The sequence below is a fragment of the bacterium genome (genome assembly GCA_035281585.1).
Lineage (GTDB): Bacteria > UBA10199 > UBA10199 > DSSB01 > DSSB01 > DATEDP01.
In genome coordinates, this window is record DATEDP010000097.1 from 1 (window position 1) to 24,777 (window position 24,777).

General features: G+C 61.9%; 23 protein-coding genes. 9 read left to right on the top strand and 14 right to left on the bottom strand.

Going from position 1 to position 24,777, the window contains the following annotated elements; all coding sequences use genetic code 11:
- Nucleotides 1-2,097, bottom strand: a 2,097-nt coding sequence (gene acnA, locus VJR29_07520; protein ID HKY63253.1) for an aconitate hydratase AcnA, incomplete at its 3' end; no start/stop codon positions are given.
- Between the two features lie 56 nt (nt 2,098-2,153).
- Here acnA and VJR29_07525 point away from each other — a divergent pair.
- The 3 genes from VJR29_07525 to VJR29_07535 are packed head-to-tail and all read left to right on the top strand — an operon-like array spanning nt 2,154 to nt 5,023.
- Nucleotides 2,154-3,119, top strand: a complete 966-nt coding sequence (locus tag VJR29_07525; GenBank protein HKY63254.1) for a class I SAM-dependent methyltransferase — start codon at nt 2,154-2,156, stop codon at nt 3,117-3,119.
- 51 nt (nt 3,120-3,170) lie between these two features.
- Nucleotides 3,171-4,691, top strand: a complete 1,521-nt coding sequence (locus VJR29_07530; GenBank protein HKY63255.1) for an FAD-dependent oxidoreductase — start codon at nt 3,171-3,173, stop codon at nt 4,689-4,691.
- Nucleotides 4,688-5,023 carry a hypothetical protein gene (locus tag VJR29_07535; GenBank protein ID HKY63256.1) on the top strand — a complete coding sequence of 112 codons (336 nt, stop codon included), beginning with the start codon at nt 4,688-4,690 and terminating at the stop codon, nt 5,021-5,023. The genes VJR29_07530 and VJR29_07535 overlap by 4 nt, the downstream gene beginning before the upstream one ends.
- Before the next feature lies 1 nt (nt 5,024).
- Here the strand turns inward: VJR29_07535 and VJR29_07540 are convergent, their stop codons facing one another.
- From VJR29_07540 to VJR29_07595, 12 genes are all read right to left on the bottom strand, one after another.
- Nucleotides 5,025-9,527, bottom strand: a complete 4,503-nt coding sequence (locus tag VJR29_07540; protein HKY63257.1) for a hypothetical protein — start codon at nt 9,525-9,527, stop codon at nt 5,025-5,027.
- Nucleotides 9,528-9,624: 97 nt separating this feature from the next.
- Complete coding sequence (locus VJR29_07545) at nt 9,625-9,876, bottom strand: hypothetical protein (protein HKY63258.1); 252 nt, start codon at nt 9,874-9,876, stop codon at nt 9,625-9,627.
- 17 nt (nt 9,877-9,893) lie between these two features.
- Nucleotides 9,894-11,051, bottom strand: a complete 1,158-nt coding sequence (locus tag VJR29_07550; GenBank protein HKY63259.1) for a deoxyguanosinetriphosphate triphosphohydrolase — start codon at nt 11,049-11,051, stop codon at nt 9,894-9,896.
- Between the two features lie 9 nt (nt 11,052-11,060).
- Nucleotides 11,061-11,798 carry a 7-carboxy-7-deazaguanine synthase QueE gene (locus tag VJR29_07555; GenBank protein ID HKY63260.1) on the bottom strand — a complete coding sequence of 246 codons (738 nt, stop codon included), beginning with the start codon at nt 11,796-11,798 and terminating at the stop codon, nt 11,061-11,063.
- Entirely contained in the window at nt 11,795-12,349 is a 555-nt protein-coding gene (locus tag VJR29_07560) for a DUF366 family protein (GenBank protein HKY63261.1), read from the bottom strand. Before VJR29_07560 ends, VJR29_07555 begins: the two co-directional genes overlap by 4 nt.
- Complete coding sequence (gene queC / locus VJR29_07565; GenBank protein ID HKY63262.1) at nt 12,349-13,041, bottom strand: 7-cyano-7-deazaguanine synthase QueC; 693 nt, start codon at nt 13,039-13,041, stop codon at nt 12,349-12,351. The genes VJR29_07560 and queC overlap by 1 nt, the downstream gene beginning before the upstream one ends.
- A 109-nt stretch (nt 13,042-13,150) precedes the next feature.
- A complete protein-coding gene (locus VJR29_07570) occupies nt 13,151-13,534 on the bottom strand; it encodes a 6-carboxytetrahydropterin synthase (GenBank protein ID HKY63263.1) in 384 nt (127 codons plus the stop codon).
- A gap of 528 nt (nt 13,535-14,062) precedes the next feature.
- Nucleotides 14,063-14,617, bottom strand: coding sequence for a polyhydroxyalkanoate synthesis regulator DNA-binding domain-containing protein (locus VJR29_07575; GenBank protein HKY63264.1), 555 nt, complete (start codon nt 14,615-14,617; stop codon nt 14,063-14,065).
- Between the two features lie 148 nt (nt 14,618-14,765).
- The gene (gene tatA, locus VJR29_07580) at nt 14,766-14,945 is read right to left on the bottom strand and encodes a twin-arginine translocase TatA/TatE family subunit (GenBank protein HKY63265.1); all 180 of its coding nucleotides are present in this window, start codon (nt 14,943-14,945) and stop codon (nt 14,766-14,768) included.
- A 2-nt stretch (nt 14,946-14,947) separates the two neighbouring features.
- Entirely contained in the window at nt 14,948-15,415 is a 468-nt protein-coding gene (locus VJR29_07585) for a hypothetical protein (protein ID HKY63266.1), read from the bottom strand.
- Between the two features lie 171 nt (nt 15,416-15,586).
- Nucleotides 15,587-15,913: a hypothetical protein gene (locus VJR29_07590; GenBank protein HKY63267.1), complete on the bottom strand. Its 327-nt coding sequence runs from the start codon at nt 15,911-15,913 to the stop codon at nt 15,587-15,589.
- A gap of 67 nt (nt 15,914-15,980) precedes the next feature.
- On the bottom strand, nt 15,981-17,756 hold the full coding sequence (locus tag VJR29_07595) for a radical SAM protein (GenBank protein ID HKY63268.1): 1,776 nt from the start codon (nt 17,754-17,756) through the stop codon (nt 15,981-15,983).
- 200 nt (nt 17,757-17,956) lie between these two features.
- Between VJR29_07595 and VJR29_07600 the strand changes: the two genes are divergently transcribed.
- Nucleotides 17,957-19,171 (top strand): SpoIIE family protein phosphatase, encoded by a 1,215-nt coding sequence (locus tag VJR29_07600; protein HKY63269.1) that lies wholly within the window; start codon nt 17,957-17,959, stop codon nt 19,169-19,171.
- Here the strand turns inward: VJR29_07600 and VJR29_07605 are convergent.
- Nucleotides 19,168-19,758, bottom strand: coding sequence for a hypothetical protein (locus VJR29_07605; protein HKY63270.1), 591 nt, complete (start codon nt 19,756-19,758; stop codon nt 19,168-19,170). The two genes, VJR29_07600 and VJR29_07605, sit on opposite strands and share 4 nt — an antisense overlap.
- A gap of 290 nt (nt 19,759-20,048) precedes the next feature.
- Here VJR29_07605 and VJR29_07610 point away from each other — a divergent pair, with 290 nt between their 5' ends.
- The 5 genes from VJR29_07610 to VJR29_07630 are packed head-to-tail and all read left to right on the top strand — an operon-like array spanning nt 20,049 to nt 24,731.
- Nucleotides 20,049-21,137 carry an ATP-binding protein gene (locus tag VJR29_07610; protein ID HKY63271.1) on the top strand — a complete coding sequence of 363 codons (1,089 nt, stop codon included), beginning with the start codon at nt 20,049-20,051 and terminating at the stop codon, nt 21,135-21,137.
- 12 nt (nt 21,138-21,149) lie between these two features.
- A complete protein-coding gene (locus VJR29_07615) occupies nt 21,150-22,598 on the top strand; it encodes a sigma-54 dependent transcriptional regulator (GenBank protein HKY63272.1) in 1,449 nt (482 codons plus the stop codon).
- The gene (locus VJR29_07620; GenBank protein ID HKY63273.1) at nt 22,595-23,332 is read left to right on the top strand and encodes a ZIP family metal transporter; all 738 of its coding nucleotides are present in this window, start codon (nt 22,595-22,597) and stop codon (nt 23,330-23,332) included. The genes VJR29_07615 and VJR29_07620 overlap by 4 nt, the downstream gene beginning before the upstream one ends.
- Complete coding sequence (thiE, locus tag VJR29_07625) at nt 23,332-23,973, top strand: thiamine phosphate synthase (protein ID HKY63274.1); 642 nt, start codon at nt 23,332-23,334, stop codon at nt 23,971-23,973. The genes VJR29_07620 and thiE overlap by 1 nt, the downstream gene beginning before the upstream one ends.
- Nucleotides 23,970-24,731 carry a hydroxymethylpyrimidine/phosphomethylpyrimidine kinase gene (locus tag VJR29_07630; GenBank protein HKY63275.1) on the top strand — a complete coding sequence of 254 codons (762 nt, stop codon included), beginning with the start codon at nt 23,970-23,972 and terminating at the stop codon, nt 24,729-24,731. The genes thiE and VJR29_07630 overlap by 4 nt, the downstream gene beginning before the upstream one ends.
- Nucleotides 24,732-24,777: the final 46 nt, after the last annotated feature.

Genomic DNA, 24,777 nt, shown 5'->3' on the forward strand with positions numbered 1-24,777 from the left:
GTCCTGGACCGGCTGGGGCTCGCGGGGCATGTTTTCGAAGTAGGGCGGATATTTGACGTAGGTCGAATTCGGATCCCATTGGAAGGTCTCGCCCGCCGGCACCTCGAGCGAGCGCCAGCGCTCGTCGCCCTTGAAGACGTCGGAATAGGTCTTGCCGAACATGTCGGCTTGGACCGAAGCCCGCACCGCCGCGTCGATCTCGGCCTGGCTCGGCCAGACATCGCGCAAGTAGACGTCCTGACCTTGGTCGTTCTTGCCCAAAGGCTCTTTGTAGAGATCGATGTCCATCCGGCCGGCCAAGGCATAGGCCACCACCAGCGGCGGCGAGGCCAGGTAATTGAAGCGAACCAAGGGATTGATCCGGCCCTCGAAATTGCGGTTGCCCGAGAGCACCGCCGAGGCGACCAAGTCCTCCTTCTCGATGCACTCGGCCACCGAATCGGGCAAGGGCCCGCTGTTGCCGATGCAGGTCGTGCAGCCGTAGCCGACGAGGTGGAAGCCGAGCTTCTCCAAGGCTGGCATCAAGCCGGCCTTATTCAAATATTCGGTGACCACGATGGAGCCCGGCGCCAGGCTGGTCTTGACCCAGGGCTTGCTGCTCAAGCCCTTCGCCACCGCCTTCTTGGCCACCAAGCCGGCGGCAAGCATCACCGAAGGGTTGGAGGTATTGGTGCAGCTGGTGATCGCGGCGATGACCACCGCGCCCTGCTCCAGGTGGGAGACTCGGCCGTTGCCGTGATCGAGAACCGCGCATTTGGCGAGCTCGCCCAATTCTCCGCGCTCGGTTTCGATGTGAAGGCAGGCGGTTTGAGAGCCGCCTTCGGAGAGCCAATTGCCGACCCGCTTCGGATCGAGTTTCTCCAGCTTGCCCTTGAACAGCTCATGGAGGGCTTGCCGGAACATCGACTTGGACTTGTGCAGCGGCACCCGGTCCTGCGGTCGCTTGGGGCCGGCCAGCGAGGGCTCGACCGTGCCGAGGTCGAGCTCCAGCGTATCGGAGAAGATCGGATCGGGCGTGGCGTCGGTGCGGAAGAGACCCTGGGCCTCGCAGTATTTCCGCACCAGCTCGACCGAAGCCCCGCGTCCGCTGAGCTCGAGGTAGCGCAGGCTTTCCTCGTCGACCGGGAAGAAGCCGATGGTCGCGCCGTATTCCGGCGCCATGTTGGCGATGGTCGCCCGGTCGGGCAGGCTCAAGCTGGAAAGGCCTTGGCCGTAGAACTCGACGAATTTTCCGACCACGCCCTTCTTGCGCAGCATTTGGGTGACGGTCAGGACCAAGTCGGTGGCGGTCGCGCCTTCCGACAGCTTGCCGTGGAGCTTGAAGCCGACGACTTGGGGAATGAGCATCGAGATCGGCTGACCCAGCATCGCGGCCTCGGCCTCGATGCCGCCGACGCCCCAACCGACCACGCCCAAACCGTTGATCATCGTGGTGTGGGAGTCGGTGCCGACCAGCGAATCGGGATAGGCGTAGGTTTTTCCGTCGCAGGCCTGGCCGAGCTTCAGGGTAAAGACCACCGGCGCGAGATACTCCAAATTGACTTGGTGGACGATGCCGGTGTCGGGCGGAACGGCCCGGAAATTTTCGAAGGCCTTCTGGCCCCAACGGAGGAAACGGTAGCGCTCCTGGTTGCGCTCGAACTCCAGCTCGGCATTGGCCTTGAAGGCGCCGGGATTGCCGAAGCTGTCGACCTGGACGGAGTGGTCGATGACCAGGTCGAGCGGTTGAAGCGGGTTGATCTTCTTCGGATCGCCGCCCATCTTCAGGATGGCCTCCCGCATCGCCGCCAAGTCGACGACGACCGGTACGCCCGTGAAATCCTGAAGCAAAACCCGGGTCGGCCGGAACGCGATTTCCTTGCTTGGCTCGGCCTTGGCTTTCCACTTCGCCAAAGCCTCGATATCCGAGGCCTTGACCGAATTGCCGTCCTCGCAGCGCAGCAGGTTTTCCAGCAGGACCTTCAAGGAAAAGGGCAACCGTTCGACCTCGGGAAAGCGGCCGGCCAAGCGGCTCAGTTGGAAAATTTGGTATTTTTGCGTGCCGGCCTCGAGGGCCTGGAGGCTGTCGAAGCTGTTCTTGGATGCGGGGGCGTTCATGGCGACCTCAAAATTGGGCTTGCGTCGAATCTTGCGGCGTTGGCACTAACGAATCAATGGCTAGTTTTCAAGAAGGACTTTCCGAGGCCTTGGCCCTCGCCTGGCGTCGGCGCGAGGCCGCGGTCCGAGACCAGGGTTTGGAGGCTTTTCGCCTGATCCATGGCCAAGCCGACGGCCTGGCCGGCCTCGAAATCGAGGCCTATGGCGGCTCTTGGCTGGCGACGCTCGAATCGGAGAAGTGGCTGGGGGCCATGCCGGCTTTGGAAAGGGCTTTGTCCGAGCTCCAAGACCGGATCTTTCCCCGGCGCTCCGGCCGCGTTCATTTCGTGGCCAATCTGCCGGGCCGCCGCGAACCGCTGGGCTCGGCCGAGCCCGAAATTCTCGAGGTCGCCGAGGACGGCCTCCGCTTCGAGGTCGCCTTGGGCCGAGGCCCCCACTCCGGCCTCTTTCTCGATCAACGCGAAAATCGCCGAGAGGCTCGTCGCCTGAGCGAGGGCCGACGCTGCCTCAACCTCTTCTGCTACACCGGCAGCTTCAGCATTGCGGCGCTGGCCGGCGGCGCTGAGGAGGTGGTCTCGGTCGATCTCTCGAAAAAGGCCCTGGCCTGGCTCGACCGCAATCGTGAGCTCAACGGTTTCGCCGACCGACGCTGCCGCAACCGAGCCGAGGACGCCTGGGATTTTTTGGCCAAGGCCACCAAGCGCGGCGAGCGCTTCGACCTGATCCTGGTCGATCCACCCAGCTTCGGCCGGGGGCCCAAGCGGGCCTTCAACCTTGGACGGGATTTGGAGGCCTTGGTCGGCGGCGCCGCCGCCCTGCTTAGTCGCCAGGGTTGGCTTTTCCTCTCGATCAACTTGGAAGCGCTGAAGGCCGGCGAGTTTCGACGCCGGCTTAAATCCGCCCTCCAGGCTTCGGGCCTTGGAATCGCCAAGGAAATCCCCCTGCCCTTCGACTTTCCGACCGCGGGCGGAGCCGAGCCCCATTTAAAATCGGCTTGGTGCCGGGGATTCCCCCACTCTTAAATGCGAATCGCCCCGATGGCGCCCTTCGGGACAAAAAGTTTAGTTTGAGAGATGGGCACCCTTTCGCTGTGGCGAGCGATTCAAAAGGAGCGGAACGCCTATCCCCGGCTGGACCGAGATATCGACGTGGACGTCGCCATCGTCGGCGCCGGCATCACCGGCATCACCGCGGCTCTCCAGCTGATCAAGGCCGGGAAGAAAGTCGCGATTCTCGAGGCCCTCCAAGTTGGAGGCGGCACCACCGGCGATTCGACCGGCAACCTCTACGTCGCGATTCAGCCCTACTACCATAAAATCCAATCGAAGCTCGGCGACCGAATCGCGCGGGCCGTGGCTTCCTCGCGGCGTTTCTCGATCGACTACATCGAATCGCTGGCCCGGGAGAAAGGGATCGACTGCTCCTTCCACCGCCGACCCTGGTACCTTTATTCGACGGATGAAAAAAACGACTCGATCGTCGAAAACGAAGTGAAGACGCTCCGGGAAATCGGTGAGTCGATCGATTGGGTCGATGCCTTTCCACTCCCCTTCAAGGTCAGCAAGGCCGCGAAGATGGAAAACCAGGCGCGTTTCAACCCCTTGAAGTATATTGCGATCCTGGCCGAGGATTTGGCGAATCAAGGCTGTCTCCTCTTCGAAAACACCCGTTTCCTGGCGAGCGAGGAGCAAGACGGCGGCTGCCTGGCGAGCTGCGAGGGCGGGAAAGTCCGAGCCGGCCACTTGATCCTCGCCACCCATATCCCCAAAGGAGTCCATATCCTCCAGACCTTGGCCGTCCCTTACCGCAGCTACGCGGTGGCGGCGCGGTTGCAGGGCCCGCTTCCGCCCAACGCCAATTTTTGGGACACCGCCGAGCCGCACCACGCCACCAGCAGCCAAAGCAGCGGATCGGGCGATCCCGACTTGCTGGTGGTGGCCGACAGCCACCACAAGACCGGCCAAGCGCCGGCCAACGATCACCGGCGGATGTTCCAGCAGATCGAAGAATATCTGCGCCGAAATTATGAAGTCGCATCGATCGAATACCGCTGGTCGGCCCAGCACTACCAAAGCGCCGACGGTGTCCCTTACATCGGCCGGGCCGGCGAAGGCGCCGAGCATACCTACGTCGCCACCGGCTATTTCGCCGATGGCTTGGTCTATGGCACGGTCGCCGGCATCCTGCTGTCCGACCTCATCCTGGGAAACAAAAACCCCTGGGCCGAGGTTTACGATTCCACCCGCTTCACCCCGCTGGCTTCCTCCGAAAAATTTATCAAGGAGAACGCCAACACCCTGCTCCAATACCTCAAGGACCTGCCGCGAAACGTCGACGCCAAGCATTTTTCGGATATCGCGCCGGGCGAGGGCAAAACGCTGGAGCTCGAGGGAGAGAAAGTGGCGGCCTACCGGGACGAGGGCCGGCAGCTGCACGTGGTCTCGGCGGTCTGCACCCACCTTCAGTGCATCGTGAAATGGAATGACGCCGAAAGGACCTGGGACTGCCCTTGCCACGGCAGCCGCTTTTCCTACGACGGCCGAGTCCTCGAAGGCCCGGCGATCCGGGACCTCGAGGAAAGGAGGATCCAATGATCCTCGCTTCGTTGGCCCTCTTCGCCCTGGCCGCGCTGCTCGGCGCGACGCTGCTCAGCTTCGTCTTGCGGGACAAGCCGACGCCCAAGGGGCTGCTCTTCCTGCACGGCGGAATGGCCGCGGCCGGCTTGCTGCTCTTGATCGTCTACACCTTCGGCGCCGCGCCCAAGCCCTACGAAAGCCTGGTCCTCTTTCTCTTGGCCGCTTCGGGCGGATTCTTTATGGGGATTCGGGACTTGCTCGGCAAGAAGGTTCCGAAATGGCTGGCGGTCGGGCACGGCTTGCTGGCTCTCGCCGGATTCGGCTTCCTCTTATTCCACGCTTTCCACTGAATCAATTCCGACTATCGAAGAGCGAGCGGACTCCGTAAGGCATCTCCGACATCAAAGCGGCGTAATCGCCCTCGGCGACGAGGACCGGAATCCCGAACTCGGCATTCATCGCCTCGAGCGTTTGCTTTTGCTTTTGATACTCGCTGCTGAGCAAGCGGGCCAGCCGGCGGGCGGCGAAAATCACCTCGATCTGCCGGGGTTGGCCCTGGGCGTCGAGCACCACGTCGATCTTGGACAGGCCCAGCGAATGGATCACCCAATTGCGGAAACGGTTGGCTTCGACCTTGAACAGTGGAGTCTCACCGTACTTCATCGGATTGCCCATCCGCCAATACGCCTGGGACTTCTGAAAATAGAGCCGCAAATCGACCTGCGAGGGCAGGATGTTCAGGGTGTTGGTGCTGATCGAGGCGTTTTCCAGAATGATCGTGTTGACGTGGCCGGACTGCTCCCACCCCATCTTGCGGCCGCCGCGGCCGAGGTAAAGCTCGGGATGGGTGTGAAGGGCGAAGAAGTCGTCGCGATGCTGGGGCTCGACGTTGCCCAAATTCCCGAGCGAGAGCGTGGAACGGAGGGAATCGTGGCGAATCTCATAGGTGACTCCGACCTCGCGGAACATGCCGGCCTGCCCCATCCAGGTCGACACCTGGAAGGCCGTCGCCGGAGCCAGGTCGCGGCGCCGGAAGGGCCCGAAATAATTCGCCAGCAGCAGGGCCTTTTCCTCGGGCCGGGCCTTGCGCAACATCCGTTGAGCCTGGGGCGTGGCCCGATCGAAATGATCGCGGAGGATTTGCTGGCCGCCGAGAAAATTGCCGGTGTGACGGCCGTCGAGGTGCTTCTTGACCAAGCGATTCAGCTCTTGGCGCTCATGATGCGAGGCCACCCCCAGCACCGGGCGGAGAGCGCCGAAATTCAGGACATGGCGGGCCAGGCGATAGCGGGCTTCGCGATTGCTGCGATCCACCTTCTCGCCGGTCCAAGGATCCATCCGGGCCTCCATTGGGAGCGGGAAAAGCCGCTCGGCCGCATGGGTGACGTCGGCTTGGTAGAGCATCACCGAGCCGCGCAGCCCGTCGTTGCTCGGCAGAATTTCCACCGGCTGACCTCGCTCCAACACTTGGTAGACCAATTCTTCCAGCCGGCCGGGCGGGTATTTGGGAAGCTCCTCGCGAAGGACTTGGGAGGTTCGGATGCGGCGATAAATCTCCTGCAGGCCCTCGTGCAGCCGCAGGTAATCGGCCTGCATCGAAGAGTCCCGGGCCCGAAGCGGCTGGCCTTCGTCGCGGAAGCGCATCGCCGCCCAGTAATTGTCGCGCTCGAAAATATCGCGGACTCTTTGGCGAATGCCGGCGGTGTATGGCAAGTCTTGGACGGCGCCGCTTTGCCGGGTCGCCACCTCGTTCATGCTGAGGGTGATGGCCGGGATCGACTTGCCTTCGATCTCGAGGAAGGGCGAGCTGCGGAGGATGTTGACGGCTTCCAGCACCGACTCGGCCCGGCGGAGCTCGGCCTGGAGCTTCTCGATCGCCCGGTTGGTATGGAGGGACCGCTCGACCGGCGACCAGCGGGGATTGAGGGCCGCCGGCTTCAGCTTGACCGCCAGCTCGTCGAGACCCTCGCGCTCGCCTTTTCTCAGCTCGGCGTGGATCAGGGCTTCCATTTTTCCCTGCAAGCCCAGCTCGACCGGCAGTCCATGGAGCAGCTCCCCGCCTGCCCACACTCGCCGAACATGGCCGGCGGCCTCATTTTGGCCCTCGGCTTGAAATCCTCCGACCAGGGCCTCGAGGTCGCCGGCGGCATCGATCCGGGCACCCAGCCTCAATTGCTGGCGAACATTGAGGTCACCGAGTAACCGGAACATCGGGGAAAAACGGGGATGAGCGATTTTGAGGCTCCTCATCCCCAGCGCGAGGCTGTCACCCTCCTGAATCGGCATCCGAGTTTGAACCGCCAGCGGCTGGCGGTTGAAAATCAGCGGCTCTTCCTGGAGGTTAATGATGCGGCAATGATTGGCCGGAATACTGCTAGCCGGCGGGGCAACCGAAGGCCGCCGATCGATCAAGTACATACCGGCCTGATCCATCCCGACCAGGACCCGATGAGCCTCATCGCCGAAAAGCAGGCCATCCAGCGAAGTCTCGCGTCCCGGAAGAATTCGGAAATCGAAACGAGCCCCGCCTTGGTGCAGGTCGAAAAGGCGCAGCTCCGGAATGTTGGGGCGGAACAAGCCGCTGCGGGCCCCGGCCGCTCGAGGATCGGGCAGGCCCGGAGCGTCCATCGCCCCGAGCCGCATCTTGGTTTCGCCCAAGCTCGATTGGAGCCGGCCCCGGGTCAGCCGGTTGGCCAGGCTGAAACCGAGGATGGCTTGGAGGTAGGCCACCGTCGAGTCGAAGAAGTCGCCCATGAAACCCTGACCGGTGATCGGCGCCAGCTCGAAGAGCCGGCTGCCCGAGCCGGCGATTTGCATCGCTGCGATGCCGCCGAAATGATGGAAGAGGCCGGTGGTGAAGCGGCCCAGTGAGGTCAAGGCCGGCGCACCAAGGCCGGCCTCGGGAACCCAAGGATCGCTCAGCATCAGCCGGCCGGTCGGAGTCGCGGCCGCCAAATCCGGCGTAAAAGGCTCGAGCCCTTGGCGGCCGCCGAAACGGACCTCGCGGCCACCCAGCTTGAAGTTCAGCTTGCCTTCGGCCAAGCGGCTGCCCATCCAGGTGCCGCCGGCGTGAGCGCTGCGCATCGCGCCGAAGAGCAGCGCCGAGGAAAGGATTTCATCGCCGGCGCCGCGCCAGGCGGTTGGCCCGCCATTCCCCAGCCGCTCGTAGCCGCGGTGAATCCCGGTGAAGGCCAAGGACTCGCCGAACATCCCGCCAACCGAGGCGAGGAATTTGGCCCCGCCGCCGAGCCGGGATATCCGGCCGGTGTCGTAGAGCCACCGGGCGATTCTCAAGCCGGTCGCTTCGACAGCCACCCCGCCGAAGGGCGCCGCCATCATCCCGACCAGCATCGAAGTCTTGGTCAATTCGCGATGGAAGTGCTTGAGGGTGAATTCGAGCTTGGATCCGAAGCTGCCGCGGCCTTCGGCGAGCTCGATCAAGCGCTGGGCCCGTCCCTTGAGGGTCGAAGCGAGTAGTCGGCCGGCAATGGCCAGGGCGGTTCCGGCGTAACCGCGGTCGAAGAGCCGCTCGGCCAAGTGGAGGAGGCCTTGCTGGCGGAGCTCGGGGTCGCCTTCCTGAGCCAGGGCGCTCAACTCGCCGAAGGTGCTGAGCCGCTGCAACTCTCGCTGCATCGCCTTTTCACCCGGGTTCAACTCGAGCCGGGCCAGGAGGCTCGGCAGGCCGGCGCGGTCGCCCCTCTCCAAGCTCGATTTCCATTTCTCGAACAGCGAAACCAGGTGGGATGGGTCGGTGTCGACGTCGACTTTCCTCCCGAAGCTGAGCAGGCCCAAGGCTTGGTCGGCCCGTTTGGCGAGGTTCTCGCCGGCCAGCACCTGGAGCAGCTCGAGGATTTCACGTTGAAAGGGGACGGTCTCCGCCGAGACCCGGCGCCGGTCCTTGAAAACACTCTCGCCGGCCGGCCCCTTCACCGCCGCCGCCAGGAGCGGCGTCAAATCCCGCGGGTGGGGCTTCGCTTGCGGGACAAGGTGGGGATAAAGGTTTTCGGCGAAGGCCCTGGTCGCATCCGGGTCCGGCTCGGGCTGCCGCTTCAAGCTTTCGAGGATGACCGGGTAATTGGGGTCGGCGGCCTCGGCCGACTCCAAGGACCATTCGCGGGAAAAATCGCTCAGCTTGCCGTCCTCGAGGAGGAAGCGGTCCTTCAGCCAAATGCGGCCGTTGGCGCCGTCACCGTCGGTGTCGGCCGCCAAATTGAAGACCAGCTCGACCTTGCCGTCGGAACGGCGCAGGACCTGGTAGTGGTTTTCCTTCTCGCCCTTAAGCCGCAGCTTCAGATCCTCCAGCCCCTGACGTTGGCCGGCTTCCTTGATGAGGACGTGAAGCTGGTCGAGATGGCGATCCTCCTTGGAGAAGGCCGTTCGGAATTTTTCGAGGGTTTGGCCACGCTCGTCGACCAAGGGCAAGGCATAGGTCCGGGCGACGCCGAGAGCGAAGTCCAGGATCTTGGGATCGTTGAGCTTGGGCGGAGGCCGGAGGGTTGCTCGATATTTCGCCAGCCAAGTTTGCCAAGCCGGGGCCGAGTTGCCGGCCAGCTCGAAGCTCCGCTGATAGGCTTTCAGGACTTTTTGAGTGGGATCGAAAAGAAAGCGGTCCTTGAGGTAGATCCGCCCGTCGGCCGCTTGGTCATTGCTGTCGAAGGGAAGGACTAGGGTGATCTCGACGTCGCCATTGGGCCGGACCTCGGCCTCGGTCCGGGCCTCGGGATCGCGGGCCTTGAGGACCAAGGGACTTCGTTTTTGGGCGTAAAGATCGAGAGCCGCCGAATAGAAACCTTCATGCTCCGGAAGCAGCTTCCGGGTTTCGGGCGTAAGACGTTGGGTGACCTTTCCGGCCAAGGCTGTGCCCCTTTGCAGGCGAAGAAATACCTAAAACTATCCGGGTTTGGCGAACCGAGCCCTTATCGCCGGGAGCCGGGAAAGGTTGTCAGTGGCCCTAAGCCATCGGGAAAACGTGATCGACTTTGTGAAGAGGCAGGAAAATCGCCCGATGCGGCGCGGGAACCTTTTGCTGCTTTTCGTTGAACAGCTCGCCCAGCTCGAGCTGGAAGCCGGCCTCGCTGGCCGCCGCGACTTGGGCGTGGATCTTGACCACCGCCTCGGTCCGGCTCTTGCCCGAATCGCCTTCGGGAACATGGATGAGGATGGGAGTGTTGAGCACCACTTCGACTTTTTTGCCTTGAAACATAAGCTGCCTTTTAAAAATTAGACGCGGGCGTGAGGATCGAACAATTTTTGGTGCTCGTCCAGCGCAAAGCGGTCGGTCATCCCGGCGACGTAGTCGCAGATCGCCCGCAGCGGATCGGCGCTGCCGGCCCGGGTGAAGATCCAGGGCGGAAGGATCTTGGGATTGTTGGTGTAGGCCCGAAACAGATCGCGCAGGATCCTTTCGGCCTTGTCGGCCATCCGCTCGACCCGGTAATGGCGGTAGAGGTTCTTGAAGAGGAACTTCTTCAGCTCGGCGTTCTTGACCCGGATGTCCTCGCTGTAGCCGACGATCGGCTTGGCGGCCTGGCGCACGTCCTCGAGCGAGGCGATCTTTTGCTGCTCGAGGGCCGCCATCGTCTGCTCGACCAAGTCGGTGACCAGCAGATTGAGCAAGCGGCGGACCGTCTCATGGACTTTCACCTTGAAGGAAGCTTCGCTCAGCTCCTTCTCGACCTTCTCGAAAATCTGCTGCCAAATCTTGACCTCGCGAAGCTGCTCGACGCTGATCATCCCGCTGCGCAGCCCGTCGTCGAGATCGTGGTTGTTGTAGGCGATCTCATCGCCGAAATTGGCGATCTGGGCCTCGAGGCTGGGGTGGCCCTCGCGGTGGAAGCCGCGGCCGTCGGGCAGATCGTAGTCGGTGAAATGCTTGGAGATCCCCTCCAGGACCTCGTAGCTCAAGTTCAAGCCGGGGAATTGGGCATAGCGGTCCTCCAGGACCGTGACGATGCGCAGCGATTGGCGGTTGTGCTCGAAGCCGCCCTTGTCCTTCATCAGCTCGTTCATCACGTCTTGGCCGGAATGGCCGAAGGGCGGATGGCCCAAGTCGTGGGCCAGGCAGATCGCCTCCGAGAGATCCTCGTTGAGCCGCAGCATCCGGGCGATGCTCCGCGAGATCTGAGCCACCTCCAAGCTATGGGTCAGCCGGGTCCGGTAATGATCGCCCTCGTGGTTGACGAAGACCTGAGTCTTGTACTCGAGGCGGCGGAAGGCCTTGCTGTGGACGATGCGGTCGCGGTCGCGTTGGAAGCGGGTCCGGTAGGGATGCTCTTCCTGGGGATATTCCCGGCCCGAGGACTGGGCGCTGAGGCAGGCATAGGGCGCGAGGCTCCGCGCTTCCAGGGCTTCCAATTCTTCGCGGGTCTGCAAGGGCATGGGCACCTCCTACAATATTCCCAAGCGGGGGTGAACCTGGGGGATCACCCGGACGTCCTTCAAGCGGCGGCTCGACAGCTCGAAGAGCTCTTGAAGGCGCTCGGGCCGAATCTCCTCCCGGACCGGCCCGAAGGGCGTGACCGGCTGGAGGATGAAAGGGATTTCCGGGGCTTCGGTTTCGACCAAGGCGACGGCCTCGCGCCATTCTCCGAGGTCGGTGGGCTGGCTGACCACCAGCTTGACGTAAACTTCCTTGCCCCGGGCCAATTTGAGGAACTCGCCATGCTCTTTCCAGTAGGCCCGCATGCCGGTGACCGAGGGCAGCTTCAGATCCATGCTGACGATGTCGATCCACGGCAGGACCTTGGCCAAGGCCGCCGGCAGGACGCCGTTGGTCTCGAGCAGGACCTTGAACCGCCGCGGCAATTTCGGCAGCCAGCCCTGCAAAAAATCGGCGTGCTGCAGGGGCTCGCCGCCGGTGAGGGTCAAGAAGGGATCGTTGAAGGATTCGAGCAAGCGGGTCAAAGCCGGGCCGTCGATCGGGTTCTCGATAGGCTCGAAGCTTCGGCTCCGCGGCGGAGTCTCGACTCGAAACCGGGGGTGCTTCTCGAAGGAGGCCGGAGTGTCGCAGTAGAGGCAGGAGAGAGCGCAATCCTGGAAACGCAAGAAGGTCATCGGCTGGCCGACATAGGGACCCTCGCCTTGGTAGCTGGAGAAAATCTCGATGAGATTGGCCCGGTCCTTCATCGCACCGGCCTCACTTTCCAGGTCGCCCGAAGCAGGCCTTCGTATTCGGCTTGGAAGGAGCTCAAGAGTTGGGCGGCGAAGCCCGGTCCCTCGATACCGAATTCGGCCAGGCCGACCGCCGGCACCGGCGCGCCCGCGGCGTCGACGTTGAGGCCCAAGTGAATCAAGCTCGAAACCGGCGAAGCCGCGGCGATCGAGACGCTGAGCTTCCGGTCGCCGACGAAGAGATCGTCGCCCTGGCGCCGGATCGGCCCGACCTTCCGCTCGGCCAGGCGCTCGGCGACGATCGCCACCATCAAGCGCTGGAAAGCGGCGGCCGCCCTCAAGTCGAAGGCAAAGCTCTCGACGATGAAGCTCAGCATCTCCCGGCTGAAGATCGGCGCATCGCGGCGGACGTCCTCGAGGTCGACCATGGCGTCGATCTTGACCTCGCAGGGCCCCAAGAAAGCCACCACGCTGTCGCCGAGCAGCCCGAACTGGCGGAAAGCGAAGTGCGAGCTCAGCTGGGAGCCGTCGTACTTCAGCTTTTCTTGGTGAAGGTGGGTTTGCATCAAGCCTCGAATCGCTCCTTGAGCTGGGGCCAAAGGCCGGCTCTCTCATAGGCCCGGCGCGAGCGGGCGCAGGATTCGCAGCGGCCGCAATGCCGCTTCTTGCCTAAATAGCAGCTGTAAACCTCGCCGAAAGGAACGTCGAGCTCGATGCCGAGGCGGACGATCTCGGTCTTGTTGAGCCCGATGGTCGGCGCGAAGACTTGGATCCGGCCGAGCGTCGAAAGCTCGAAGAAGCGGTCGGCCCGGTCGACGAAATTGGCGCTGTTGTCGGGAAAGGTCGCGGCCTCCTCGGCGTTGAAGCCGACCACGACTTCGGAGAAGCCTTCGCCCTCGGCCAGGCAGGCCGCGATGTTGAGCAAAAGTCCGTTGCGGTTGGGCACCCAGACGTCTTGGGCGCTTTTCTCGGTCTCGGTCCGGTCGTCGAGCTTGCTCATCTTCACCTGGGGAATGACCTTGTCGTTCATCACCAGGGCGGTCTTGGTGACCTGCTCGAGGAAGGGCAGCTTGATCACCCGGCACTCGGCCTTGAGCCGCTTCGAAATTCGCTTGGCGGCATCGATCTCGGCCTTGGCGGCGCGTTGGCCGTAGTCGCAAACCACCGCGATGCCGACCGGGCCGCGGCGGGCGGCGGCGAAGGCGGCGACGGTCGAATCGAGACCGCCGGAAAGGAGTGCGACGAAGGAGGAAGACATCTTTGCCTTTCCCTCCCCTTTGTAAGGGGAGGGTCAGGGAGGGGTAGAGAGTCGGCAAAATGCCAAATTTGGCATCTTAGCAAACGATCTACCTCCCCCTGCCCCCTCCTTACAAAGGAGGGGGAGATTCCGAGTATGTCGCCGCGCAGTCCTCGGTCTCCCAGACCGTGACCTTGCGGATCTTGGCCACCGGGTGCCGGATGGCCGACTTCAGCTTTTGGAAGATCCAGTGCGCGACCACCTCGGCCGAGGGATTGCGGCCGGCGAAGCGCTCGTTCTCGTTCAAGAAGGTGTAGTCGATCTCCTTGAGCAGGGTTTGGACTTCCTTCTTCACTTCGAGGAAGTCGATCAACACCTCGATCTGGTCCAAGTCCTTGCCCTCGAGGCGGACCTCGACCTTCCAGTTATGGCCGTGGAGCGGTTCGAGGCTGCCGTCGTAAAGGGTCAAACGATGGGCGGCCACGAAGGGCTGGGTGATGACGACTTCGTACATGCCCCCTCTCCTAACGCCTAGGATTCGGGGCGTCCAGCCTGTTTCACCCGGGCTTAGGGGTCTGCCGATGCCCACTTTGGTCTTTCTGCCCGGTCGGGGAGGCCGGGGACATCCTCCTCGCTTTTTTTCCTGGCCCTCGGGCCGGGCCAGGAAAAGCTTGGTCCATCGATATCTATTGGATGCCTTAAGGTGATCGACGGCCCAAAAGCCGCTCGGAGGAGTCCCCGGCCTCCCCGACCTACGTCCGTGCCAATTCTGGGACAGAAGCAAAGTGAAAAAAGCAGCGGTAGGTTGGGGTCTGGGTGGGAGTGTCCCTCTCAGAATATCACTGCAGGAGGGAGGGCGTAGGAGGGGCAAAAAATCCGTCGGAGCAGAAAACTTGGAGGCTGACGAAGGAAGACTCCAAGTTTTACTGCGAAGCGGATTTTTTGCCCCGACTAGCCCGACCGGGCAGTATTCTGAGAGGGACACTCCCACCCAGACCCCAACCGGGCAAAAACACTAAGGCGGGCGCCAGCGACCACTCCCTTAAGCGGATTTCTGGTAGTCCTTGAGCTTGCGCTCCAAGGTGGCCATCTTCTTGCGGAGGGCCCGCAGCTCGGTCTTGAGCTGAGGGATGCGCGAGGCATTGCTGCCGACGAAGGGGATCTTGATCTTCTCCTCGACCTTGCGCTGCAGCTCATCGACGGTCTTGTGGGCGCGGTGGAGGATGTCTTTCACCAAGCTGCCGCCGTCCTCGAACTCGTCCTTGATCTTGTCGATGACCTCGGTCCGGACGTTGCCGATCGAGGCGACGCCCTTGGAGAAAAATTCGGCGATCGATTCGCCGCCCGATTGGATGATGTTCTTCAAGGTGGCCAAGGGCAGCAGGCTCTTCTTCTTTTTCTCTTCCTCGAAGATGATCTGCGTCAAAGTCACGGTGGTCAGGTCCTCGCCGCTGCGGTTGTCGACGACCTTGACGTCCTCGCCCTGCTTCACCATTTGCCCGATCTCGTCCAAGGTGACGTAACAGCTGTTCTGGGTGTCGTAGAGCTTGCGGTTTTGGTAGCGCTTGACGATGCGGCCGGAACGGTCCTTATCCATGATACTCTCCTTTATGACGCAGGGATGACGCGAAACAGGGTCTGCCATGGAGGCGAAATTGCGTCAATCGACCTCGTTCTCCTCTACTAGAAAGTATGGGATATTTTACTCAGCGTGTCAAAAGCCGAATCGCCGGCTGGCGCCGATTTTAAGACGCCTTGCCGGGGGGTGGCGGAGCGTCATTTTCGTCCTCGCCCTTGACCGATTTCCTGAAGTTGCGCAGGCCTTTGCCGAGACCGCTGCCGATCTGGGGGATCTTTCCGGCCCCGAAAACGATGAGGATGATCAGGAGGAGCAACAGGAGCTCGGGTGGGCCAAGGCCGAAAATGGCTAGGGGGTACATGGGGGTTCCTCGTCTTTGCGATAGAAATTATGACTGAAATAGCCGGGGGTCAAGCTGCTAGAGTCCCGGAAGTGAAAATAAAGCAGGATGACGTTGACATAATAAAGCGGCAGGAAGAGCACACCCAAGAAGCCCAGGACCAGCTCCGGAACCCCGAGGAGCTTGAGCAGAAAGGCCAAGGCCAGGATGTAAAGGTAGGGAATCATGGCCTTGTGAAAGTGCAGCCGAATCCCCAGCTTTTCCGGCCGGCCGTCGGGGCCGGTCCTCTGGGAATACCAGGGAAAGACATTGCAAAGGTTCAGAATCCACCAGGAAATCGATAGGAAGACGGTGGCCGCTCCGAGGCTCAGGCTCCCCCGCCAATGGCCGTAGAAAATCGCCACCATCTCGAAAAAGGCCAGGCCGTTGACCGCCCAGATCATGGGGCTGTTGCGGTTGAAGAAGAATTTCAGCACCCGGCAGACCTAGGACGGATCGGGACCAGGGTCAATCTCCGAGCAAGATCTCGCCTCTCTTAAATCCCCCCTAGCCCCCCTTTTCAAAGGGGGCACGAAATATAATGGCCGGCCCGTTTGTGACGAGCCGGCCATCCTGAAGTGTCGACCTCCCCGAAAAGGAGGGTTTGGTTAGTAACCTAAGTAAACTCGCGGTTGCTGCCGGGGGATGTAAAGCTGCGGTGGGGGATTGTGAACCACACGGTCCATGCGCCCTGCGGCCGAAGCCCCTGCCCCGTAAACATTATCGTAGGTGTAAAGATAATCGTTGCTGCCCGTTCTCGGCAAGAGCAAAGGTTCAACGACGACGGTTCCCGGATAATAATAGGTGCCGCCATAGGCCGTCCCGGTGGTCGAATAGACCTGAGCGGCAGCCGGAGCCGAAACCCAAAGGCTCAAAGCCAGTCCGGCCAATGCCACCGCCCGCCTGAAAAGCCGATTTTGGGGATTTTTCCGCATCCGTTCCGTCCTTCACCAAGCTTCCTACGATAGCATGGCGAAAAGGATTTAACCATAGTGCCGAGCTTTAGCAAACGCCACAACTTCGGCAAACTTCGGGCATGCAGTAATGGGTGATCTTGCCGGCCTCGAACTTAGTCCATTCCCGGTTGAGGAAGTTGTTCTTGATACCGTGGTCGATGAAGTCCCAAGGTGTGGCTTCCGCCGGATCGAAGCACCGTGTGGTGAAATGGCTTGGGTCAAAGCTCAATGATAACAACGTCTTACGCAAATGAGCCGGGGGGCCCACGCCAAGCGCCTTGCCCATGGGGACCAGGGCCTTGTGGAGAAACTCGCCGACCCGGCGATCGCCGCGGGACAGCAGGGTTTCAATCTCGGCATCCAGGCCGCTTTCGCCCGAAAGCTTGATATGGCCGGCCTTGAGCAGGCGCTTGCGGATGGTGTGCAGCTTCTCCTTCAGGGCCGGGACCCCGGCGAAGGCGCTGTACTGTAATGGGGTCGAAGGCTTGGGGGTGAAGGGACTGACGCTCAAGGTGAGGGAGGGCATTTTGGCCGAACGCCGGGCGTAGGCGCTCAAGGCCTCGCGGGTTCGGAGGGTCAATTGGCAGAGCTCCTCGATATCCTGGTCAGTCTCGGTCGGGAGGCCGATCATGATGTAGAGCTTAATATTGAGGATGCCCCCCTCGGCCAACCGGACCGCCGCCTCGACGACCTCTTCGTCGGTGAAAGTTTTGTTGAGCCCCCTTCTCAATCGCTCGCTGCCGGCCTCGGGTGCGATCGCGATGGTCCGGTTCCCGCTTTTCTGGAGGTAATGGATGATCTCGGGCGTGAAGGCATTGAGCCGGACCGAAGAGGGGCTGAAGCCGCCGCCCTGAGCGTCGATGTAGCCCAAGATCTCGTGGATTTCCTCGTGGCCCAGCAGATCGCCGGCGATCAAGCCGATTTTTCGGCGGTACTTCAGGCCATGGTCGATGCGTCGTTTGAGTCCCTCCAACGCGTCATAACGGGGATAACGGTACATGAAGCCGGCGGCGCAAAAGCGACAACCCCACTGACAGCCCCGCTGGACCTCGATCAAGAAGAGGTCGCCGAACTCGGTCTCGGGCGTCAGCACCACACTATGGGCCAAGGGAAGCTCGGTGTTGCGCACCACTCGGCGTCGGATGAAGGCGCCGGCTTGGGGCGAGCCGTTGGGCCGGCCGCTGACCAAGCCGAAACCGAGCGTGGCCCGAGCCGCCGCGGCGCCGGCGACGTAGGGATTGGCGAAGAGACTGGGAACGTAGACGCCCTCCAAGCCGCTCAGGGCCTGCAACCGCTCCGATTTATCCCGGGTCCGGCGGAAAACCTCGGCGATCTCCTCCATCACCTCCTCGCCCTCGCCCAAGACCAAGGCATCGCAGAAATCGGCGATCGGCTCGGGGTTGATCGTCGCCGCCGGCCCACCGACCAGGATGATCGGATCGTTTTCTTCGCGGTCGGCGGCCCGAGCTTTTAGCCCCATCAAATGAAGCATCGGAATCAAATGAAGGTAGTCGTTCTGGTAGGAAACCGAAAAGGCCATCATGTCCAGATCCCGCGCCGCCGAGCCGAGCTCGTAGCCCTGCAGGGATCCGGCCGAAAATTGCGTCAAAAGATCCTCTTCCGGCAGGAAGAAGCGCTCACAGGAAACGTCGGGCATCCGATTGAGAACGGCGTAAAGAGTTTGGAAGCCGAGATTGGACATCCCGAAGAAGTAACGATTGGGATAAGCCAGTCCGAAGCGCAGCTCGGCGCCGGCTTTTCGATAAGCCCCTTCTTCGCTTTGCAGTCTCTGCTGGACACGTTGTCGGACAAAAAAATTCATTGATTAAAAACGACCTGGCTTTGCCAGGTCGTCCTTCGCTTCGCTCAGGATGACCTGGTCAAGTGGAACCATATATACTAACGATTACGGCGAGATTGTTCAATGCGTCATTTGACGCGTATCGTCAACCGCGGTTGGAGGTTGTGCCGACGCGGGGAAGTTTCTATAATTATGAATCATTTGCGGATTGGTCGGGGATAATGTCGGAAAAAGACCTTGGCTCACTCTCGAAAGGCTCCAAGCCGCAGCAGCCCTATGCCGGAAACGTTCGGCGGAACCGCCCGAAAGGCTCCCGCCGTCAGGGCTCTGCCGTTGTCTCGGTGCGTCCGCCCCAAGACGTGCCCAAGCAAGTGAAGGAATTTTTCCGGCTCGACCCCCGAACCCGGGCGCCCTATCGGCCCGAGGAATGCCTTTTTCTCTCCCAAGTCCTGCTCCATGAGATGGATGAAGGGGTCCGCCTGCTCCGCCGGCTCGGCCGCCGGCAGGAAGCCGAGGCCATCGCCAATTTTTCCAATTCCCTTCACTTGAGCCAAAGGCTCGAGCTGATGCGCACCCTGCTCAATCGGCCCGATCTCGAGGACCTCGAGCCCGAAAAGGTCCGCGGCAGTCACAAGGCCCGCAACAACCAGGTCGGCGCCAGCAAGGCGACTCTGGGTCGACACACCGCGGTCGCGGTGACCGACGCCGGCATCGATTACAAACCGCGCAATGAGGACGGTTTCCTAATGATGGCCGATCAAAAGGTCTTGGGCTTGACCGACGGGATGGGTGGCCATGTCTCCGGCCATATCGCCGCCGGCATCGCGATCGATTTCTTCGAAGCCGGGATATCGGGGTCGATGGAGTTGGAAGAAGCCATGACCTACGCCAACGAGGCCATCTTGGCCCGAGCCCACAGCGATCCCCGATTGGCCGGCATGCACCCGATGGGCTGCACCTTCGCCGCCATCCAGATCAAGCACACCCGGCTCAAGACCGCCCATGTCGGCGACACCAAGATCCTGGTCCTGCGCGACGGCGCCATCGTCTTCCAAACGCTGGATCATACTCAGGGCCAGGAGCTGCTCCGCGAAGGCCTGGTCGATCCCAGCACGGCCTTGGAGCTGAACCACGTCCTCAACCGCTGCATCGGACTCGATCGGATGCATCCGCAACGCGACGTCTCGCTGGGCCAAGTCGAGCTCGAGCCCGGCGACCGGGTGCTGCTCGCCACCGACGGCATCACCGACAACTTCTTCGACCGCAATTTCAGCTTGAATGAATTGGCCGAGCTGGCCAGCTCCGGCAGCCTGACCCAGGCCGCCGAGCGCACCGTGGACGAATGTCACCACCGGATGCGCGCCAAGAAGCTGCCCAATGGCCGTCCCGCCAAATGCGACAACCTGTCGCTCGCGATGCTGGAGTTCCGAGGTTAGCTCTTCAGCAGCATTTCGCCCTTAGGGTTTTTCTTCAGCTGCTCGAGATAATAATCCAGACTCTTATTCGGGTCTTTTTTGATTTCTTGGAGCAGCTGCTTCAATTGCTGATCAATTTTGAGGTCGAGCTCGATGCGCCGATAGAAGTATTCACCGCGATAAATGGATTCATAAGTCTTAGGCTGGACCTGGATAACTTCGAAGTAGGCGCCCTTGGGCGGCACGCCCGGACCCGCCGCCGGCTTCTCGGGCGCCGGCTGGGCCGGAGCTGGAGCCTTGGCTTCGGCGGGCTTCTTGACCTGGGCCGGCGCCGGAGCCTTCTTCGAAAGCTTCAAGAGATCCCGCAATTCGGCTTGGGCCTTCTCGACCTCGGCTTGCGCGGCTTCGAGAGTCTTGAGGGCCGCCTTGGCCGCTTCGCTGTCCGCACCCTGCTCTTTCTTGGCGGTGTTGTAAGTCAATTCGGCCCGATTGCGCGCGTAACCGGCCTCGTTGGCCTTGTTTCGCGCCGCGACGATTTCCGGAGATTCGGCAGGTTGTTGTTGAGTCTGCGCCGAAGCGCCCTGAGTTGCTGTGGCTGTGCCGGCCATCATTGCCCCCTGTTCTTTATTTCCAAACCCAAGCCTTTATCGGAGCGAATAGCCGCCGGTGTCGAAGAAAAAACAAAGGTCATTCCGAGGCCCGGAAGGGCTTTGAGGAACCCACGAAAGGGGCTCCGTCATTGGACCCTTCGCTGGCGCTCAGGACGACAAGCGCAACTTGTCGAATTTTTTCCTTGCCTTCTGACCCCTTACCCGTTTATGCCTATTTTCTAGGCAGTGTTATGGTGTGTCATATAACTTAAATACGCCCTCCCAAGGGGGGCCAATGGTATGGGTCTATGAGCCCCCCACGCGATTTTCTTGAAAATCCGGTCGTTGACGTGCTGTTCAACTTTCTGCACGCGGCGGTTCTACTCCTCGATTCGGAGGGGTGCATTTCCTATCTCAACCCGGCCGCCGAACGGCTCCTCCTCCTCTCCAGCAAGCTCGCCAAGGAAAAAAAGCTCGATCATCTCTTGCGGCCCGGCCAATCGCTCGATGCCTTGGCCAAGGAAGTCCTGCAAAGCGGAAGGACGGTCCACGTCCACGAGCTCGGCATCACCACCGGCCGGGGCCGCGGCTTGGTCCAGGTGGAAATCGCTCCCTTGGGCCAGCTCGAGGCGCCGATCGGCGCCTTGGTTTGGATTCACGAATCGACGATCGACATCGCTTTCCAAGAGGAGAACCGAGTCCAAGACCGGCTCTCGATGATGGGGACCCTGGCGTCGGGCCTGGCCCACGAGATCCGCAATCCCTTGGGCGGCATCCGCGCCGCCGCCCAGATGCTGGCCCGGGACGTCGACTCGACCGAGGACCGGGAATACGCCCAGATGATCATCTCCGAGGTCGACCGGCTCAATTTGCTGATCACCCAGCTCCTCGACTTCGCCAAGCCCAAGAAGATCAAGAAGGGCTCGGTCAACGTCAACCGCACTCTCTCCGAGCTTTTGGCGATACAGAAACCCCAGCTCGACCGTTTCGAGATTCAATTGAAGCAGGAATTCGACCCCTCGCTGCCGCCGGTCATCGGGCATGAGCCCTCGCTGCGCCAGGCCTTTCTCAACCTCATCAAGAACGCGATCGAGGCGATGGAAAAAGGCGGCGTGCTCCGAGTCGCCACCGGCTACATCAGCGACTATCGGATGGCGGTCGGCGAGGGCAAGACCCTGCCGATGGCCCAAGTCGCGATCAGCGACACCGGCGTCGGAATTCCCGAGGAGAATCTCTCCTCGCTTTTCACCCCCTTCTTCACGACCAAGTCCCAGGGCACCGGCCTGGGACTGATGATGACCCAGCGGATCCTCAAGGAGCACGAGAGCCAGCTGCGGGTCTTAAGCAAGGTCGGCGAAGGGACGACCTTCAAAGTTTTGATGAAATTGGCCGTTTAGGAGACAACAACCATGGCAGCTCGAATCCTCATCGCCGAAGACGAAATCAACCTCCGCACCATCCTCAAGAAGCTCTTCTTGAAAAAAGGCTTCGAAGTCGAAACCTCCGGCGACGGCCAGCTGGCCCTGACCAAGCTTCAGTCCGAGCCCTTCGACCTGGCCATCGTCGACATCAAGATGCCCTCGCTCTCCGGGCTCGAGGTTCTCGACCAGCTCAAGCGCGACAAGGTCAAAACCTCGGTGATCATCATGACCGCCCAGGACACCATGCGCAACGCGGTCGACGCCATGAAGAAAGGCGCCTACGACTACATCACCAAGCCTTTCGAGCTCGATGAGCTGGAGATGATCGTGGCCAAGGCGGTCGACGCCCGGCGCTTGGCCGAGGAAGTCCAAAGCCTGAAGCAGGAGGTCAGCGGGCTCAAGGTCGACAAGGAAGCCAAGATCGTCGGCCAGTCGCGGGCGGTCCGCGAGGTCTACAAGACCATCGGCAAGGTCGCGATCAGCGACGTCTCGATCCTCATCACCGGCGAATCGGGCACCGGCAAGGAATTGATCGCCAAGGCCATCCATCAAAACAGCCCTCGCTCCAAGGGACCCTTCCTGGCGGTCAACTGCGCGGCCATCCCCCGGGACCTGCTGGAAAGCGAGCTCTTCGGCTACCGCAAGGGGGCCTTCACCGGCGCCGAGGAAAACCGTCCGGGCTATTTCGAGCTGGCCCACCAAGGCACCCTCTTCTTGGACGAGGTCGGCGACCTGCCGATCAACCTCCAGGCCAAGCTGCTCCGGGTCCTTCAGGAGAAGGAGATCCAGCGCCTCGGCTCGACCGAGGCCAAGGCGGTCGACGTCCGGATCCTGGCGGCCACCAACCAGAACCTGGAAAAGATGGTGAAGGAGAAGAAGTTCCGCGAAGACCTCTTTTTCCGGCTCAACGTCATCCCGATCCACCTGCCGCCGCTGCGGGAGCGCAAGGAGGACGTGCCCCTGCTCTGCGAGTACTTCCTGGGCAAGCTGGCCCAGGAGGCCAATATTCCCGTAAAGATCCTTTCCCCCGAAGCCATGCAAATGCTAGAGGCTTACCGCTGGCCGGGAAACATCCGGGAGCTGGAAAACGTCATCAAGCGCGCCGCCATCCTGAGCGCCAACGACACGCTGCACGTGCAGGACTTCGCCTTCTTCCTCGGCAAGGGCGCCGAGGAAACCCAGCGTGAGATCGAAGAGATGGGGCTCGAGGACTTGATCGCGAGCCGGCTCCAGTCCTTCCTGGCCAAGCTGGGCGACGTGGAAACGACCAACCTCTACGAGACCATCATCGAGATGGCCGAGAGGCCGCTGATTCGTCTGATCTTGAAGCAGACCGGCAACAATCAGATCCGCGCCGCCAAGATCCTGGGAATCAACCGGAACACCCTTCGCAAGAAGATCCGGAATCTCAGGATCGCCGTGAAGGAAGAGTTGTGAACCCATTTTATGAGCGTCTCGGTGTTTACACCGGGATCATCGCCGTGGCGATCGTCATCGGCGGCGTCATCCCCTTGCTCAAGCACTGGCACCGCGAGCGCCTGCCCGTCATTTTAAGCCTGGCCGCCGGCATCATGCTGGGCTCGGCCTTTTTTCATCTCTTGCCCGAGGCCTATGAGCTGGTCGGCAGCCAAGTCGGGATCTGGGTCTTGGCCGGCTTCCTCTTTCTTTATTTCATCGAGAAGTTCATCACGGTCCATATCTGCGAGGCCTTCGACTGCGAGATCCACCATCTCGGCATCGCGGCCTTCATCGGCTTGGCGATCCATACCTTGACCAACGGCATCGCTTTGGGCAGCGGCCTGATGGTCCCAGGCCTGGGGTTGGCGGTCTTCTTGGCGATCACCGCCCACAAATGCCCCGAGGCCTTCACCTTGACCTCGGTGCTGCTCCACAGCGGGATCCAGCGCAAGACCGTCCTGTTGGTCCATCTGCTGGTGCTGACGATGATCCCGCTCGGCGCCATCCTGGCTCACGCCGCGATCGGCCCCCAGAACCCGGCCTCGATCGGCAAAGCCATCGCTTTCTCCGCCGGAACCTTCCTGCACATCTCGCTTTCCGACCTCCTGCCCGAGGTTCACAAGCACTCCCACGTCAAGCACTGGACCTTCCTCGGCCTGCTCACCGGCCTGGCCCTGATGTGGTTCTTGGGCCGACACGTAGCGGAGCACTAATGCGGCGACTCGAAGGAATCTACGCCCTCTGCGACAACAGCCTGAATCCGGCCCGCGGCCACCTCGAGCTGGCCAAGGCTCTGCTCGAAGGCGGCGCCCCCATCCTGCAACTGCGGATGAAGGGCGAAAAAGACTCGGCCAAGATCCGCCGAACCGCCGGCGCCATCCTCGAATTGAAATCGGACTATGAATTTATTTTCCTGCTCAACGATTTCGTCGAGATCGGACGGGAGCTGCCGGTGGACGGCGTCCACGTCGGCCAAGATGACCTGGCGGTGGAAAAGGCCCGCGAGCTGCTGGGGCCCGGCAAGTTGATCGGCTACAGCTCGCACTCGCCGGCCGAAGCTCGGGAAGCCGAACGGCGCGGCGCCGATTATGTCGCGCTGGGCGCCGTCTACCCAACCGCGACCAAGGGACCGGGCCACCCGATCCAAGGCCTAGCCAAATTGAAGGAGGTCGTGGCGGCGCTGTCGGTGCCGGTGGTCGCCATCGGCGGCATCAACCGGAGCAATATCGGCGAAGTCGCCCAAAGCGGAGCCGCGATGGCGGCGATGATCGGCGCGCTGACCTTGGCGCCGAACGTGGCGGCCGAGACCCGCTGGTTCGTCGAGGAGTTCGAGCGCCGGAGGGCCAAGTCTTGAAGAAGCCCCGGGTCACTACTCCGGTCCTGGTCATCGGCGGCCTCGATCCTTCGGGCCACGCCGGCTTATTCGCCGACATCCGGGTTTTCGAGGAGCTGGGCCTGGCTTGGCGAGTGGCGACCACCGCCGTCACCGCCCAATCCGAAAAGAAATTCTTCGCCTGGGAGCCGGTCGACCTCAAATTATTCCGCGCCCAACTCGCCGCGGCCGGCTCCAGGGTCGGAGGGGTCAAGATCGGGATGCTCGGGACCGCCACCCATCTTCGGGAAGTTCTGCGCTGGTTGAAAAAAAATCGTCCGCCTTGGACGGTCTGGGATCCGGTCTGGCGCTCCTCGACCGGCGGCCAACTCTTTGGCGGCAAGGCCTCGGACTTCTTTTCCTTGTTGCCCCAGGTCGACGTCTGGACACCCAACCTTCCCGAAGCCGAGCTCTTTCTCGGCCGCAAGATCCGGAACCTCGCCGAAGCCCATCGCGCTGCCATCGAGCTTTGGCGGATGGGGAAGAAGAAATCGCGCTTCGCGGTCTTGAAAGGCGGCCACTTGCCGAAGAAAGAGCCGGCCAGTGACCTGGTGATCGATGCGGCCGGGATTCATGAATTGAGGGGCGAACGCCTGGCGGGCTCGAGGCGCGGAACCGGCTGCACCTTCGCCAGCGCCCTGCTCGCCGCCTTGGTCTCGGGGAAAACCCCCTTGGACTCGGTCCGATTCGCCAAGGCTTACGTCCGGAGCAAACTCTTTGCCGGGGGCCGGCGGGGCTAAAGCCCCTTGCTACCGATCCCGTAGCAAGGCCCTTTAGGGCCGTTCC

What these genes read in the sequence shown, in the direction of transcription:
- VJR29_07570 (HKY63263.1), bottom strand. Translation starts at nt 13,534, where the DNA reads ATGTACGAAGTCGTCATCACCCAGCCCTTCGTGGCCGCCCATCGTTTG.
- VJR29_07600 (HKY63269.1), top strand. Translation starts at nt 17,957, where the DNA reads ATGTCGGAAAAAGACCTTGGCTCACTCTCGAAAGGCTCCAAGCCGCAG.
- VJR29_07590 (HKY63267.1), bottom strand. Translation starts at nt 15,913, where the DNA reads ATGCGGAAAAATCCCCAAAATCGGCTTTTCAGGCGGGCGGTGGCATTG.
- VJR29_07560 (HKY63261.1), bottom strand. Translation starts at nt 12,349, where the DNA reads ATGCAAACCCACCTTCACCAAGAAAAGCTGAAGTACGACGGCTCCCAG.
- thiE (HKY63274.1), top strand. Translation starts at nt 23,332, where the DNA reads ATGCGGCGACTCGAAGGAATCTACGCCCTCTGCGACAACAGCCTGAAT.
- VJR29_07545 (HKY63258.1), bottom strand. Translation starts at nt 9,876, where the DNA reads ATGTTTCAAGGCAAAAAAGTCGAAGTGGTGCTCAACACTCCCATCCTC.
- VJR29_07605 (HKY63270.1), bottom strand. Translation starts at nt 19,758, where the DNA reads ATGGCCGGCACAGCCACAGCAACTCAGGGCGCTTCGGCGCAGACTCAA.
- VJR29_07575 (HKY63264.1), bottom strand. Translation starts at nt 14,617, where the DNA reads ATGGATAAGGACCGTTCCGGCCGCATCGTCAAGCGCTACCAAAACCGC.
- VJR29_07555 (HKY63260.1), bottom strand. Translation starts at nt 11,798, where the DNA reads ATGAAGGACCGGGCCAATCTCATCGAGATTTTCTCCAGCTACCAAGGC.
- VJR29_07550 (HKY63259.1), bottom strand. Translation starts at nt 11,051, where the DNA reads ATGCCCTTGCAGACCCGCGAAGAATTGGAAGCCCTGGAAGCGCGGAGC.
- VJR29_07615 (HKY63272.1), top strand. Translation starts at nt 21,150, where the DNA reads ATGGCAGCTCGAATCCTCATCGCCGAAGACGAAATCAACCTCCGCACC.
- VJR29_07530 (HKY63255.1), top strand. Translation starts at nt 3,171, where the DNA reads ATGGGCACCCTTTCGCTGTGGCGAGCGATTCAAAAGGAGCGGAACGCC.
- VJR29_07610 (HKY63271.1), top strand. Translation starts at nt 20,049, where the DNA reads ATGAGCCCCCCACGCGATTTTCTTGAAAATCCGGTCGTTGACGTGCTG.
- queC (HKY63262.1), bottom strand. Translation starts at nt 13,041, where the DNA reads ATGTCTTCCTCCTTCGTCGCACTCCTTTCCGGCGGTCTCGATTCGACC.
- VJR29_07525 (HKY63254.1), top strand. Translation starts at nt 2,154, where the DNA reads ATGGCTAGTTTTCAAGAAGGACTTTCCGAGGCCTTGGCCCTCGCCTGG.
- VJR29_07535 (HKY63256.1), top strand. Translation starts at nt 4,688, where the DNA reads ATGATCCTCGCTTCGTTGGCCCTCTTCGCCCTGGCCGCGCTGCTCGGC.
- VJR29_07595 (HKY63268.1), bottom strand. Translation starts at nt 17,756, where the DNA reads ATGAATTTTTTTGTCCGACAACGTGTCCAGCAGAGACTGCAAAGCGAA.